The organism is Lysinibacillus sp. COL-1 (assembly GCF_059814265.1).
This window is the reverse complement of the sequence record NZ_JCAWSJ010000004.1, coordinates 1,950,805-1,966,205: the sequence shown is the minus strand read 5'-3', so window position 1 is coordinate 1,966,205 and position 15,401 is coordinate 1,950,805. Positions and strand designations below refer to the sequence as shown.

Below are 15,401 nucleotides of genomic sequence, written 5' to 3'. Positions count from 1 at the left end.
AATCCGTCTTGTAAAATAAAAAATAACGCTAAGCATCCGCTTGCGTTTCATCTCCACCAACACTATATGATTTTTCAACTTCTTTATCATCACTTTCGGTAAGCCTATCATTAAATTCAGCATATTGATAACAACCACGATTAATTAATATTTCATCACCAACAAGAGCAAAAGCTTTTTTATTAATATCGTTTGTTAACGAGTCTAAAATTACATCTGATTGGGCTGAAGTAAAGAAAGATATATCCGTAACAGCATCCCTAACTACCACTTTTAGGTTACGATCATCCGCTTCAGCAATTGCCTCTTTTTTCACAACCGCAGCAATTAGGTTTTTAACCATACTCTTTTTACCGATTCTAACAGCAAAAGATTCTGGTTTATTAATTATGATTTCTAGCGATTTTAAGTTCACTCCTGAAACTCTTACTGGAACACTACCGTTAAGCATTAGAATAATATATTCATCCATAAAAAACGCTCCTTTTAAGTTAATTTAACAGAACCTACTGTACTACCATAGACTTTTACATATAAATAACCACCAGAAACGGAGATTCCAATCCCTGATGATTCAGCACGAACAAGACCTGTTAGATTAGTTGTTGAAGGTACGTTCAATGTGCCGTAAATCGTGTTATAACCATTTAAGGTACTATTAACACTATCAAAGTTTAGATAAGGCGCTGAAAAAGTCATTTGCTCTCCATTGTAGTAAATCCCGTTACCACCACCAAAGTTAACTGATTTACCACCCCAACCAGATGTGCCTAAGTACAAGTTATTACCTATATACGCATCCCTATTTACTCGAATATCAGTAGAACCTTCAATACTACCGTTTATCATTACAGCACCATAGAGGTCAATATTTTGCGCTTGAATTTTAACGCTAGTTGCCGTCTGATTAATCAATGATGCGATAGTGTTGCCATTATAATCCGTTTGCGATACCTTTTGACTTATCTGCCAAGACTGCTGACTTATTGTAGATTCTGCGCTAGTAACCCGTGTGCCCAAATTGGATATTGATGTCGATTGAGACGATACAGTAGCCTTTATTTCATCCGCTTTTTGGTTCACCATCGAAACGTTATAATTAGTTGTCGCTATATTTCCGTTAATGGTTGTAACTTCCGCTTCAACCTCACTCCTAATGCTGTTCGCTGTTTGAGTGATTTTAGATGACAAGTTATTTTCTAAATCGACTACACTGGTCTTAATCTGGTTTGATTCAATTGTCAAAGTTGCTATCTCACCATTTATTGCTTCTACACTCGCTGTGATCCTATCGTTCGTTACCTCAAAAAGCGCACGAGTATCATAACCTTCTTCAAATTCTGTGTCTGAACCAACCCTTAGATGTTTTGCCAAAATTCTCCCCGCATTAATCACTTCTGCATTGAGTTCTTTTACATTTGTAGTATCTAAGGATTGTAACAGCCATTGCAATTCTTTCCTTTGCTTTTCTAAGGAATCCAGTATTTCCTCAGAGTTCGTACCAATAACAGGGGAAAAATTAGGAACAGGCATATTATCCCCCTCCTATTCCAAAACGGAACATTTTCGATTGTCGAGCTATTTCATGAATGGCCACTTGCCCTTGCCCCTCAATCTTTATTCGCATCCAATTCGCATAAAAACTCTTGTCAACAGGAATATAAATCGGCATAGCTACAATGGCTGTATCAGCATTTATTGTTTTAACCAATGACCAATCCACATCGCCTTGTTGTTGGTTAGAAATATAAATATTCATAGTTGCTCCTATCGGCACATCCGCAACAATCCACAAGCGATACAACCGAGCATGAGCAGCTAATGAGCCATATGAGAAGGGCTTTGTCTCTAGCATGTACGGTGTTGCAATTCCAGCATCATCCGTACCACCCATTTGCAATACCGCATCTTTCACACCAATACACATCTTCTCTTGTTTTCTGCCATAAACCATTGGAACATGTCCCACGTCCCAAATATTCCAAATGTCGTATGCAGGATCATATTCTAGCGTTATACTCGGTTCTGTTGCGTTATCTAGAGGTAGACTGATGTAATATCGCTCTCCGTCAGTTCCAGCAGCTACAGCAGACCAAGCATTTTTATTTATACGATTTACGATTTCTTGCACTTTTAGGGAAAAATCCTTTTTCGGTATTGCCCCTCCTGCATAACGATAAATACCGTCATGCGAAAGGAAAAATAAAATTCCTCCTACCATGACGGCACTTTGATGACTTACGCATCCGATTTCTTCAGTTATGAGTTGCAACCTAAAATTAATTGGGCCTGTTCCATATAGTTCATGCATGGAGTGCGGTAAAAATACAACAATTTTTCCCGTCCCTCCTACCACACAACTTATATTCTCCCCACCCTTGTTTTCAATTACAATTTGTCCTGACTGGTCAACTGTATTCCAATCCGTGGGTTTTCTCAAAGCTGAGTAATGCAATTCATTCCTTACCGCTCCATATAAACGGTTCTCATGACTTGTCACAAAATTTAAGCCTGTTGGCGCATTTTCTAAATCAGTTATCGTTGTGCCATCGTACACTTTAACTGCATCTACACCATTAGATGCAATCAATGCCACATCTGAAAAATTCCCTTTAAAGTTAGTAAAACTCCATTTCGCACTACTGTTTAGCCCCGATACTAAATCACTCCAAGACGATTCATTCCACCACTTCCAGACACCGCCTGATATTACATTCAATTGATTTTCTTTATACAAACCAATCCCTGTCACTGGTGCAGATAAATTTCCTAGTTTAATAAAACCCGAACGGACTTTAGCGGCTGGAACACCTTTGGTACTAATATTTTTATTCTTCACCATGATGTTATCATTCAAAGAAAAGGCATCTCCTGAGCTAATGCCCCCAAATTGACGAATGATTTCAGGTGATTGAATACCTTGTATCTCTCCCCACAATCGTTGAGGATTAACCATTTACACCGCCCCCTGTAACTTCAGAACGATTTTTGTATCTTTCCTGCGCTAAACTTAATTGCCCCCGATAGTCATTAGCATAGTTATTAGCTAACGGCACATCATTCATTGCCTTAGCAATGCGCTCACACAAAGCCAAGATATATGCCCAATGAAATTCTATTGGAGCATCTGGCTTTGCTGATAAATCACTCGTTAAATATATTGACTCGGTTTTTTTACGGTAACTAATGATTGCTTCAGCATTTACAGTTGGTCTCGGAAATAACGTTAATTGCTGCGTGTCATCATCGAAATTCCAATAATTACGACCTGGTTGCACTTTCTCATATTGGATGGATTCGTACATTACTGATTGATTACGAACATTTTCTATAGCGTGACTGCGTATCGTAGGTGGTAATGAATAAGTGTCTGTTCCACCTGTAATCATGAAACGAAACACTTTGGGTATACGAACAATTTCAAAAAATTCTACATTGATCTCGTTCAACCAAGAAATTTTTTGCGCAATATCAAAAGGGTTAGGTACACGCACATCCGCTTCTTTAATAATTTGTTGCAAGGTGAACACCATCACACCCCCATTCTTTTATACATTTGTAATCAATTGCTCTGTTATAGTTACATTAAGTAACCATGCATAAATACTACGTTTGAAAGTCATGTATAAAATATTGTATAAACACTACTTCAAACTACATTACAAAACGTTGATTTAACAGCTTTTTAATAGTTGTTTTAGTTTACATAATTGTACTTTTGGGAAGCTAGAACGAATAATTATTCATTCAATATTCACTTTATCAATTCAATCGCCTCTAAATAGGTAAAATAAAAAGCATCCTTCAATTTAGGACACCTGACTTGTCAAACTATATACCTTCAGTATTTGCTAGGATATAATCCTCAACAGCGACACGGTAATCTTCGTTTGTAACATCATCAATCACATAAACAGCATTTGTTTTTGGATTTAAACCACCTAGCATAATTCGTTCTGCTGCAATTCGTACTACAACTTGATTAATTCCATTCATTATAAAATTCCTCCTACTTCACTGTCTGTTTTTAATAATAAAATATCATCTTCTAACTCTTTAATACGCAACTGATCTTCTGTCGGTTCTGGAACTGGATAAAATTCAAAAATAGGTTCTTTTGTTTCTCGATTTATTGAAGATATGAAACATTTCATTGAGTCATATGATTTAACCTCCAAATCTACATACATAATTTCACCTTCGATTTCTTGATGTTCCATAGGCTCTGATGATTCCCATACTTCTCCTGTTTCCCATAATTTCATTCCAGTCGCAGAGTCATAAAAAATACGATTACCACGATTGTACATAATTTTCCTCCTCTACTTCTGTTAATACCTCAATTGCATAGGCTCTAAGGTTGTGGAAGTCGGGTACATCTTCTACCGTTTTCTCACCTAATTTTATTAGCAACACATAGTCTTTAACTATTTGACTCTCTTTTGTAAACATGTCATTTCACCCCTGTAAGTGCAATTATATGTTCCATCATTTGTGTATTACTTCTAGCCAGTTCCAATCTCAAGTTTTCTACATCTGTCAATTTGGGTTTATCGAACACTTGCCCTTCGTCTAGTGTAAAATGACTAAAATCCGATATACCTCTGAGTGAGAAAACTTCATTGCCATCGTTGTAGCCGATGATGCTATCTTTAGTTTTGACAATTTCCTCAGCTTGGAAAGTTTCATTTGCGTAATGCAATGTTTTCATGAGCAAATCAGCACTCCTTTATTAATCAATTTGGAGTCATTCCTCCTATGACCTAATTAAACCACCAGAACTTGCGTTTTCTAAATTTGTACCAGATGGCTGTGTACTATATTTTACGATTGTTCCACCTGTGGTAGCCGTCAATACATTTATGTTACCTGTGCCTGTATTTGAATAAGAGAGCACCGAACCCATATACTCGCAAACTATAGCATGAGACCTATTGCTTATAACTGACGATGAAAGGTAAACTTTACTACTAGAACAAAGAACACCATTCTGTCCTGTTGAACCTGCGTTAAAGTCACAAATACCAACATCCACTAATTGGGAGTCAAACGCCTGAACCCCTGCTATACCTGCGTTATTTAAATGGAACCCTCGTATATTAATCCTTGATGAACAACCTCTCATAATAAAACCTCTAACTTTGAATAGAGTTGCATCATTTGTTGAATTTGCTCCGTTTATAGTAAGTGTGCCTGAGCCTGTGAATCCATTCACTACAACGGTTTCTTCATACGTCCCTTGAAAGACAGTAACAGTATTATTAATATTACTATATTTGGGCAAAGCATTAATAGCCGCTTGTATAGTTTTAAATGCCTTGCTTGAATTGCTAAGTTCGGCAGTTAAGTCATTACCGAGAGGATGTACATAAGCAGTGTAACCTCTATCAGACTCTACTAATGCCGATTTTGCTCTTTCGAAAATTGATTTTTGTCTAGGTAGTGACCACGGAGTAGTATAAGTAGTGTCATCGTGCAAAAACTCAACGCTTTCCAGTATTTCATTAGCTTTACCATTTGCTGTAAATAGTTCTACCTCAATATTCAGCTCATTGGGTGCTAAGATTTTGACAAATGATATATATGGTCTAAGGTTAAATGGTTCTATATGAGTGACACCAATACTACCACTACAATAAAATTGACTTGCAAAACCATCTGATGTCCTTAGTACTCCATTATCAGTATTGGTTGCAAAAGGTGAAGTATCAGTATTGAACTGGCGTATTGTGGTCATTGACTCAAAACTACCGAATAGTTTGCCACCTGTACCTTTAGGCGTAGTTGCTCTAACCCTAAACTCTCCTTCAATATCTAATCTATCATGATTAAAAACTATATATAATAGTTCTGGTAAGGTATTATTTTTCCATTCGTTGTAAGGCTCAAAGCGTCTGATAGCATGATTTTCATTAATTACTTCAACACCATAAGGCTTTATTGCACTACGGCCTGATTCCCTAGCACCCAACCACACGTCATTCAAATTGTACCGTGTAAAACGTTTTGTTTCTGTATCTGATGCAACAATAATATCCTGAAAAGCATGTAATCTATTTTTATCAATACGTGTGATTACAAATAATCTAGTGAATATTGTATCTACGTTTAATGCTGTTTGCCATGATTCAATATTGGGGTTAGTGTCTGCAAAAAATGATTCTCCTGTAGGGTAATCATTAGGTCCGTTAGTTGCTTCAAGAGGATCTATGTTTTTATATAAACCACCCTGCTCAATCATTTCTTGCAATTCAGGATTCATATTCCTGATCGCTAACTGACTGCCCTCGTATGCCATGTGTGTACCCTCCTTTACATTATACCGCCTAATTCGCTGTGCAATTTATACAGTTCATTTTCTTCCCTTAGACGCTCAATTTCTTTCTCTTCTTTTGTTGGCTTATATTCTACTGCTTTTAATATTACCTGTTTCAGTTTCAAGGTGAATTCTGTTCCCACGAGTGTACATGTAATGCCTCCTTTATTCATATGCCTTGTAAGTATAGGTTAAGTTAGAGTATGCTACTGGCAAAATTAACTGATAGGTGTTAGGGGCTGTCCAAGTTGCAACAGCTTTAAAGTTCTTTGTTGTATCTTCTAATGTACTAGTATAGAATCTTGATAGTTTTGCTGTACCAGTAAATAACCCATCAGATGTATTACTGAATATTGTTTGTGATATGGTAGAACCAAATGCTGTCACAAATACCAACGATGGGCTAAATGGCAATGTTAAATTAACGTTTGGATGTGTACCTGCTGCCGTACCGTTAGCATATTCAGAAGTAAAACCGTTAGGTGTTGCAACAATTGTTCCTTCTACAAATTTCTTACCAGTAGATATTTTACCTATATTAGTTGCCATTGTATCAAAGGTTGCATTTGCTGCTGTTGGTACACCTTTTGTCGTAATGGCAGCAGCAATAGATGTTTTCCCATTAACGACAGATGTCTTTAAACTTTGTAAGCTGCTCCATTCACCATTGTTATCTAGGAACTGTACATCTTTCTCACCTAGTATTCTAAATGATGCGTTACCATCAACCAACATTTCCATACCCACTTGGTTATTACTCGAATTAACCCTAGAACGTATAATTGACGTTTTCCTACCTGTACTAATACTTGTACCAGTTAAAGAAAGTGTAGCATTCCCTTTATCAATGATTAAATCACCCGACATTGTACCACCAGTAAGATTTAATTTTTCATCATTCAACTGTTTTACTGCTTTAGATGTAGCTGCTTTAGTTTCATCATCAAGCGTCAAAGAAGAACTAAAGTATGTTGTAGGTATCGCATCCAACTGACGTTTTATTTCTACACCCATTGCAGCAGATAACGTTTTAGTAGGGTCATCAGTAGTTAAGTTATTAGCAATCTCAGCACCACCACTATTAATTAAATCTTGTACTGATTGTTCTAAGCGATCCATGCCTATAGTCAATGGTGTAATGCGCGTACCAGTAATTGTTTCAGTAGGTCCGAACGGCATGTTACTAAAGATTGCAATAGATACGTTGTTATCTGTAATAGCTACCATTGGGTTATCAGGAATATTGAGTACATAGTTTGGTGCTACACCCGTTACTGACCATGATAAAGTTGGAAGATACACCCCATTGTGAAACACTAATAGCGAGTCTGTAGAAGGGTCATAGTTACCATTAGGTATATTCCATGACTTTTGATTTTCAGTAGTTGTAGTAAGCTTCATGGGGTTTACATTAGTAATTCCGCCGCCACTTCCACTTGAACCACCTCCACCCTCAATCCATCCTGTATCAGCAGTATTAGTTGTACCGTCATGAGTGATAACACGTGTATAAGTAATGCCTGATGAGATTTTAACAACTTCAAGCAACTTCAACGTGTTAACGCCATTTTCATTTAGGTACACACTGCCAAAGTATGGTTCTTGCGTTGGAAGGAATGCAGTATTATCGGCAGTGACATAAAACTGACCACTAATTGCCATTTGAGAGTATTCAGTTTCTGTGATGTTTTTTAAATCTGATGCTGCATACCCTGACTCCGCAAGTAAATCTTTTAGATTCTGAATGTGAGTTTCTGTTTCGCCTTTTGTATATGCCCCAACATCTGTTGCATCTAAGGTTACTCCACCTGTTGCATCAGGACTTTTACCATTGACCTTCTGAACAGCATCTTGCTGAAGCTCTAACTCGACATTGCCATTTTCGTCAGGATACTTTCCATTTACCGAACTAACCGCCCCAGTACCATCAATACCTTTTTGAGCAAGACAAGACCAATCTTCCCCTTCTGTCGGTACAACTCCTTGATTCCCACGTACTGCTTGCCAAGTAGAGCCGTTGAATGTCACAATATTATTTTTTTCATACACAGTTGTATTATTCCATTGCCGCTTATTGCCCCAACCCTTTATTGCCTCTGACGCTTGATTAGCTGTATCTGTCGCTTCAACTGCATTGGCAATAGCAACTTCCGTAGCTTCAACTGCGTTCGTGACAGCAATATTTGCCGATTCAATTGTATTGGCAATAGCAATATCCGCTTCATTCAATTTTTCAGTCACCGTACTACTCAATTCTTCTTTAACAACATTAATATCTCGTACTGCTTGGTGAGCACTTTCTGTGGCTAAGTTAGATTCGTTAATAACTACATTGACATCTTCAATAGCTTGATCTATTTGATTTAATGATGAATTAACACTTTCGATAGCTCTTTCAGTTTCAATAACTGCCTCTTGAGCTTCCTCAGCAGCTCTTTGTGCTGCATCTACAGCACTTTGAACATCCGATGCAGCTTGATTAGCCTTATCAGCAGCACTATTGGCATTTGTGATTGCTTCACGCACTTCATCTACATTCAAATAAACACCATCATATTTAGCTTTCAATTTCAAATAACTATATAAATTTCTGTGGTCAACAGGTACACCCACAACTCCATTTGCATCTACTGGAATAGTCCATAGTCGCATGTAGTTTTCAAATGGCTCTGTCTCACCAAACACATAACCCTTTTCGTCCAGAAAACCTACATAATAAGTTGTGTTGTACTTTGTGATACGAAACTCTTTTATAAAAGCTCTCCATAGTTGGTCATTCAATGAAACAATACTTTCATCCAGTAAAATTTTATAAACATCTACCGTATCAAACGTTAAATTTCCACCATAGATAACATAGTCGTCTAAGAAAAATCCAAAAGACTCCAAACGAACATCATTTAAATATCCGTTGTTTTGTTGGAACTCTAGCAATCTTTGAGCTGATTTACTTGTTGCAGCAGCTACCTTTGTCATCCTTCTCACCTACCTCCATAATCTTGTCTGTACAACCCTTTTCCGATTATTCGGGCGTAGCTTCCGTTTCGCTTCTTCTTGCAACGCATACATTTGCTGCTGTACTTGCACGCTTATATCCAGCAATTGCAATGACCGTGCCACCCGAAACGCTACACCATAAGTTAGAATCTCATGAAAGTCTTTCGGAAATTCTGGTTCTTCTTCTTGCATGTCCAGCCGCATATCTTGTGGTTCTGGTTTATACACGATAAACGCTTGCTTTTCTTGTACTGGCATAGGATAAAACCATATGTTATCGTCAATTATTGTCCAACATCTACCTTGTAAATCTTCAGTCATAGAAACATATTCATACTCTAAGTCATCAACTGTCACACTTAAAATCCGCTCCCTAGAGCAATTATTAGGGAGTGGGTATATGTCTACATTAGGCTGTTGAGCAAAGGCGTAGGATGTATCTGGAAAGCCGAAATCACGATACAATTGCCGTTGTGTTTCATTGATCCAGCGCACTTTAATTTCATCGCTAATGCTGTTCGGAATCATTAAATTTACATCCAGCAAAATATCCTTCAACTTCATCTTCTCACCCCCTCCTATAGCCAAGCATCTTTAGCAAACATGGATTTTGTTTCACTCGCCACAGCACGTAACCAGTTTTTATAATCTCGTTTCTTTTGTTTTTCATTGAGTTCTTCTTGTCTTTCAATACGTTCAAATATCTTTCGTCCGTGTACTTTAATGTCATTATCGTAAACGTGATGTAGCGTTCTAATGTCTAATTCTTTATATGGTATGGTTGTTTGGAATGTGTCTTTAGGAGAAGCAATCATAGGAGCATATTCAAGGCTATGGATTTCAAAAGCCTTTTTTCTTTGATTGAATACAATAAACATATCTTTGTCATATTCCTCAATACGTCCAGATATATTGAATACATCATTTTCAACAAGAATTAAATCATGATCCTTGAATAATACTGCCTGTATCTGATTTCTTTTTGTCTCTTTCATCTAGAAACACCTTCCCTTTGTCGTTTATGTACAAAATAAAAACGATTGAACATGTTAAGCTCAATCGTTTATCATTTCAGTTTCTTTTCTTTTTCTACGTTCCCTTGCTAAAGTCGCAACAGAAATATTAGTTAATGCTTCAACTTCTTTGTAGCTATTGGTTTCCAGAAGCTTTAACGCATGGTCAAGCTGCTTCTTTGTAAATTTCTTAGGTCTACCCTCTTTAAAATCTTCTCGCTGTTTAGCAATTACCTTACCTTCTTGCGTTCGCTCTATGATAAGATTCCGCTCCATTTCAGCAACCGCTAAAAGCGTAGTAAGGAAGAAACGACCCATTGTTGTGTTCTCTAGCAGCCCTACATTCAGCACGTGTACTTTCACGTTCTTTGCAAATAATTTCTCAATTACCTCAATACCTTCACGTGTATTACGTGCTAATCGGTCTAGCTTTGTTACAACTAACGTGTCACCTTCGTTTAACTGTGATAACAAATCATTGAAAATGGGACGTTCTGTAGTCGTACCAGTAAATTTCTCCGTTAAGATTTCTTCGCAACCTTCTTGCTGTAAAGCTTGTATTTGCGCCTCTAAATCTTGGTTAACAGTAGATACCCGCCCATAACCATATTTGGTCATATTAACTCCCTCCACTTATGATAATAAGTTATGACAATATTTATAACCCTATCTTATCAAGTTGGAAGTACATTGTCAAAACTATTGAGTTATGACAATGATATTATGAAAAAAGAGAAGGTTTCCCCTCTCCTTTTTAAAATTATGCTTCTGTAATACCACTCATTTTAAATGAACCAGCAGGCTTGTTCATACCCAAATCCATGTAGCGTGCTAAGATTGCTGACCAAACTGGTTTATTTGGTACACGTGATAAAATTGCACCATCTTCATCTAACCAATTCCAATCCATAATGTGATACAACTTAAATGTATCCATATCTAAACCGTAAAGAATACCTTCAGGAGCATATTTACTAACTGTCATTGGTTTATCATTATAAAGCAATACATCATAGCCGCCTTTTAACTTCATCGTGTCTGTAGTACGTTTAGTAGCTAATAACAACTCTTGATATGCACGACGCACACCATACGTCGTTGCCATCAAGTTAACTTTACCACCAGCTCGACGATCCGCTTCATCAATCGCTTCTTGAATCTTCACTTCACTAATAGTACCCACGTTATTAACAACAGTTGGATTAAACCATTTATTTTTAGTTCTGTCGATACCATACAACACGTTATCAGGAGTAAAGATAGCATCTAACCCCGTTAACTCTAATCCAAAGTTTCCAGCACGAGTAACAATATCTGTATTACCCGTTGTTACTGGCGCACCTGTGATTGTAATAGTATTATTTGCATCGTCAACCACTGTGATTTCACGATTATCTGCCAACACAACACCCGTAGCAGCCGTTACAATGTCAACAATTTGTCCCTCCGCAAAAAACCTAGTATCGTCAACCTCTATTTCATTAGAAGCCGTATTTACACCACACGTAGCCATTTTCCCTGTACTATCACCAAATAGCTGACGTTCTATGTCATCCTTCGCATCAGTTAACGCATCTTCTAAGTCTGCCTCTAATAAAGAAATGAAAGCCCCATCACCTCTGGACGCTCGCATTGTTTTATCAGAAATTTGAATGTGCCCAAATATATTCTTTGTTTCCCATTTGGCTTGTTTTGTTTGGCGTGAACGTGGAGTTGGCAAATCCCCATCATCTGTACGGTTACCAATGCCACCATGGCGACCATATCTAAGAGCCATTCGAATTTCTGAACCCACAACAGATTTTTGGTCACGATCCATAACTGCTAGAATCGGGTTTGCGTTATTTAGTTGGTATTGAAGTCCCGGTAAGTAATAAAGTTTTAATGCTTCTTGCGCTTGTTTCATGTTTGTCATATTCCTTCACCTCTTATAATTATTCCATTCCAAAGTGTTTTCTAGCCGCTTTTGACCCCTCAGCTATTGTGCGTGGACGATGTTCTCCTAAACTAGTAGGAGTTTGAGATACCTGTTGCGCCATAACTAATGGGGGTTGAGTTTGTAACTTTGTTTGTTGATAGGTTTGTAATACCATATTACGAATTTGTTCATTTTGAATGATTTGTTGTTGGAAGCTTGCATCATTCAAAAGTTGTTCTGGTTGCGGAGATGGTTGGGCTGCACGTCCTTTAGCCATAAAATACAGATTATCAATTGCATTAGGCAACTCTGCTAGTTGTGGATTTTCTTGCAATAATGTCTGCATAGTATCTGTGTAATCATCAAAATCTTGATAACGTGCTTTTGCATCTGTTACTTGTTGGTTAATTTCACGTTCCTGTTGTATTGGCCCAACTACTTCATTTACACGTTGCTGAACAAGTGCCTCAATCCGTTGACGTTCCATTTCTTGGACTTCAGGCTGTTCGTTCCACCATTTATCCGCTTCAAATTTATTTTCATACATACGTTCCTGATATTCTTCATGAAGTTGTTGCATACGTGTTGGATCAATCGTTTGTTGTTGCGGGACTTGTTGTTGCTCTATTGGCTGTTGCTGTTGCATCAATGTCTGATATTGCCCCAATAACTGACGAGCTTGTTCTAATTCTTGCGATTGCGCTTGGAGGTTTTGATTTAATTGAGTGTAGTCTTGGTACAACTCTCTTACATCGTCACCATACACTTTCACTTCACGTTCACCAAACTTTAATACTTCATCCTGTGGTTGCTGTTGTTGTATTTGTTGCTCTTGTCCATCACCTACAATCTGTTGCTGTTGTTCACCCCCTTGCAATGTAGGAGTTTCAGGAGATTGAATATCACTAACCAAAGGATTAGGTTGCTCTGTAAAACGTGAAAATGTGCTGTTATTATCATCAGCAAAAGGATGTGGCTCTTGCGGTGTTGGTTCTGCCGCAAACGGATGTCCATCCCCATCAGCAAAATACTGTAAATCCAATGTCATATACGTTTCAAACGGTTGTTTCATCCAATTCCATTTCATTTTTCTTTACCTCCATTAATTGGTTGAGCCTGCTGTTGCATGGCTATCTGTTGTTGTAACTGTTGCATTTGTCGCATCACGATACGTTGTTCGTGCATAGCAATATGTTCTCTTACCATTTGGTCAATCTCTAAGCCCTGCGGCGAATTTAATAAATCTTCATATTCCGCACTCATTCTTAAACGATTATGCACTTCAATGTGTAGTGCATCGTCGTCATAATCATTTAGCAAGGTTGGTTGAGCCTGCTTAAATCTCATGTTTTCACGCTTCGCTTTTTGCTCCTGCAAGCGGTGCACTTCCAACATGCTACCTTCCCAGTTCCCAAATTCGAGCATTTCAAGTATTTTCTCTCTGGCTTCGTTGCTTATAGGGGACGCTTCCTCCTTGTTAAACAAACCTCCACCAAGCATGTCAAACACCATTTGTCTACGTTGAGCTGGTGTTTCGGCAAGCGCTGAACTATTTTCAATAATTACGTCATCGGATTTTAATTGCGAAACGGTCCAATCGGACACTTCCACATCCTTATCACGTCCCACTGTACGTAAAACTCGTGGTTCTTGAACAAATTGACGGTACAATCTCAACCACTGTTTGCCCATGAGTTTTACACACTGAGCTAAATTTGCGGCGGTATTGCTTATACGTGTATTATCCTGTTCATTGGCAATGGAAAGTGCCACACCTGACTTAACTCCACTTGGAGCTTGGGAATATCGAGAAAGCTCAGACACCCCCGAAATAGCTGTAAATTCGTTTAAAAGTGTCTGTATCTCATTTTCGAATGATGCTGGTAAGTTAGGGAATGATACAGGCTCTGGTTTTCCACTCGCTGGACGATAACGGATTATGTTGCCCGGACTATTATCTAACTCAACATCTTCATCCAACGCCCCTTCAGGCTCGTACCATTGCCCAATAGCGACAAGATTTAGATACTCAGCTTTTCGATTACGTAATGCGTTGTATCTACGCTGTATGGGTATAATTCTTTCAAGCACAGATGCACCCCAGAATTGACCAGGCTTTTTAATTGATCGTGCCAAAACAAATGGGAAATCCCGCTTCTCATCGTCACCTACCTTGTAAGGCAACTCGCTCAAAGACAACACTTTCTTGTTTGCAACCACAATAAAACGCCCGTTCGGATATTTCTTTGTTGGGCGTTCGTAGTATTCTTTTACAACTGCATGATTTTTTAATTGCATTGATTTCCCTCGGTATCCACCGACACTGTAACCAACGCCTCCCAATCCTGCTTGCATTTGTTGTAGCGACATAACATCGACTTTTTCAGGTTCTACTCGGACGCCCCATATTTCTTCTATGTCCCTTATGTCATATGCTTTAGCGTGTATGATGCTATGACAGGCTTGTAAAGAAGCAGCATAGTTATTGTCAGGAAAAAACTCGTATGGCGATACAATACAGACGTCCATATCTCCCTCTTTCAATTCAACTTCTTCATATTCACCTTCAAGCATTTCGCTTGCTTGTTCTGTATCTCCATTTGAAACCTTGTTTTCTTGCTGCTCTTTCGGCACTCTCATAATCATGACCGTTCGACCTTTATCTTTATTCCAAGCATTCTTAATGAGTGCTGTACCCGTTAGCTCTGTCCAAGCACATAAATCATCCCATATGACATCCATATTCCCGTCATACCACGTTGATTGCAATAAACTCGACGATACCCTCGCAGCCGAAATGTCGCCGTCCTCCTGTGAGGCTGGACGTACTTTAAGCATCGGGATTGTTCTTGATAATTGAGCCACACGCGTTTCATAAATAGTAGCCATCTGATTAAATACTTCTCTTTCCTGATACCAATATAGTTTCGGGATTTCCTGAATAGAAACAGATGTAGGGTCAATATCTAAAAACTGATTACCATTTAAAAATTCAGTATTGAGTCGCCACTGAAGCTCAAAAGGCAATCGTTCTGATTTACGACGCTCATATTCTTGTTGAACAAATTCCGCTATTTGGTCATCGTACTTGTCCTCATGACTTCTACCAACGTTTTTAATCCCTGTAACCATTTTTTTAATCGCACCTACTACCAAT

At 38.2% G+C, this 15,401-nt stretch carries 16 protein-coding genes; all 16 read right to left on the bottom strand.

The window, feature by feature from the left end; all coding sequences use genetic code 11:
* Positions 1 to 28: 28 nt before the first annotated feature.
* On the bottom strand, positions 29 to 472 hold the full coding sequence (locus tag AC6BKE_RS18130) for a hypothetical protein (protein ID WP_499857573.1): 444 nt from the start codon (positions 470 to 472) through the stop codon (positions 29 to 31).
* Between the two features lie 14 nt (positions 473 to 486).
* Positions 487 to 1,533, bottom strand: a complete 1,047-nt coding sequence (locus AC6BKE_RS18125; RefSeq protein WP_499857572.1) for a hypothetical protein — start codon at positions 1,531 to 1,533, stop codon at positions 487 to 489.
* 1 nt (position 1,534) lies between these two features.
* Positions 1,535 to 2,956 (bottom strand): hypothetical protein, encoded by a 1,422-nt coding sequence (locus AC6BKE_RS18120; protein WP_499857571.1) that lies wholly within the window; start codon positions 2,954 to 2,956, stop codon positions 1,535 to 1,537.
* Complete coding sequence (locus tag AC6BKE_RS18115; RefSeq protein ID WP_499857569.1) at positions 2,949 to 3,530, bottom strand: phage adaptor protein; 582 nt, start codon at positions 3,528 to 3,530, stop codon at positions 2,949 to 2,951. Before AC6BKE_RS18115 ends, AC6BKE_RS18120 begins: the two co-directional genes overlap by 8 nt.
* Positions 3,531 to 3,831: 301 nt before the next feature.
* Positions 3,832 to 3,996, bottom strand: coding sequence for a hypothetical protein (locus tag AC6BKE_RS18110; protein WP_499857568.1), 165 nt, complete (start codon positions 3,994 to 3,996; stop codon positions 3,832 to 3,834).
* Positions 3,996 to 4,310 (bottom strand): hypothetical protein, encoded by a 315-nt coding sequence (locus AC6BKE_RS18105; protein WP_499857567.1) that lies wholly within the window; start codon positions 4,308 to 4,310, stop codon positions 3,996 to 3,998. Before AC6BKE_RS18105 ends, AC6BKE_RS18110 begins: the two co-directional genes overlap by 1 nt.
* On the bottom strand, positions 4,294 to 4,452 hold the full coding sequence (locus AC6BKE_RS18100; RefSeq protein WP_157492950.1) for a hypothetical protein: 159 nt from the start codon (positions 4,450 to 4,452) through the stop codon (positions 4,294 to 4,296). The genes AC6BKE_RS18105 and AC6BKE_RS18100 overlap by 17 nt, the downstream gene beginning before the upstream one ends.
* A 1-nt stretch (position 4,453) precedes the next feature.
* On the bottom strand, positions 4,454 to 4,711 hold the full coding sequence (locus tag AC6BKE_RS18095; RefSeq protein ID WP_058843161.1) for a hypothetical protein: 258 nt from the start codon (positions 4,709 to 4,711) through the stop codon (positions 4,454 to 4,456).
* A 45-nt stretch (positions 4,712 to 4,756) separates the two neighbouring features.
* Positions 4,757 to 6,298 carry a hypothetical protein gene (locus tag AC6BKE_RS18090; protein ID WP_499857564.1) on the bottom strand — a complete coding sequence of 514 codons (1,542 nt, stop codon included), beginning with the start codon at positions 6,296 to 6,298 and terminating at the stop codon, positions 4,757 to 4,759.
* A 183-nt stretch (positions 6,299 to 6,481) separates the two neighbouring features.
* The gene (locus AC6BKE_RS18085; protein ID WP_499857563.1) at positions 6,482 to 9,292 is read right to left on the bottom strand and encodes a tail fiber protein; all 2,811 of its coding nucleotides are present in this window, start codon (positions 9,290 to 9,292) and stop codon (positions 6,482 to 6,484) included.
* A gap of 9 nt (positions 9,293 to 9,301) precedes the next feature.
* Positions 9,302 to 9,877 (bottom strand): phage adaptor protein, encoded by a 576-nt coding sequence (locus tag AC6BKE_RS18080; RefSeq protein ID WP_499857561.1) that lies wholly within the window; start codon positions 9,875 to 9,877, stop codon positions 9,302 to 9,304.
* A 14-nt stretch (positions 9,878 to 9,891) separates the two neighbouring features.
* A complete protein-coding gene (locus AC6BKE_RS18075) occupies positions 9,892 to 10,308 on the bottom strand; it encodes a hypothetical protein (protein ID WP_499857560.1) in 417 nt (138 codons plus the stop codon).
* 60 nt (positions 10,309 to 10,368) lie between these two features.
* The gene (locus AC6BKE_RS18070; RefSeq protein ID WP_499857558.1) at positions 10,369 to 10,944 is read right to left on the bottom strand and encodes a recombinase family protein; all 576 of its coding nucleotides are present in this window, start codon (positions 10,942 to 10,944) and stop codon (positions 10,369 to 10,371) included.
* 142 nt (positions 10,945 to 11,086) lie between these two features.
* Positions 11,087 to 12,241 (bottom strand): phage major capsid protein, encoded by a 1,155-nt coding sequence (locus tag AC6BKE_RS18065; protein ID WP_499857557.1) that lies wholly within the window; start codon positions 12,239 to 12,241, stop codon positions 11,087 to 11,089.
* A 19-nt stretch (positions 12,242 to 12,260) separates the two neighbouring features.
* Positions 12,261 to 13,331, bottom strand: a complete 1,071-nt coding sequence (locus AC6BKE_RS18060; protein WP_499857553.1) for a hypothetical protein — start codon at positions 13,329 to 13,331, stop codon at positions 12,261 to 12,263.
* On the bottom strand, positions 13,328 to 15,400 hold the full coding sequence (locus tag AC6BKE_RS18055; protein WP_499857552.1) for a portal protein: 2,073 nt from the start codon (positions 15,398 to 15,400) through the stop codon (positions 13,328 to 13,330). Before AC6BKE_RS18055 ends, AC6BKE_RS18060 begins: the two co-directional genes overlap by 4 nt.
* Position 15,401 lies beyond the last annotated feature (1 nt).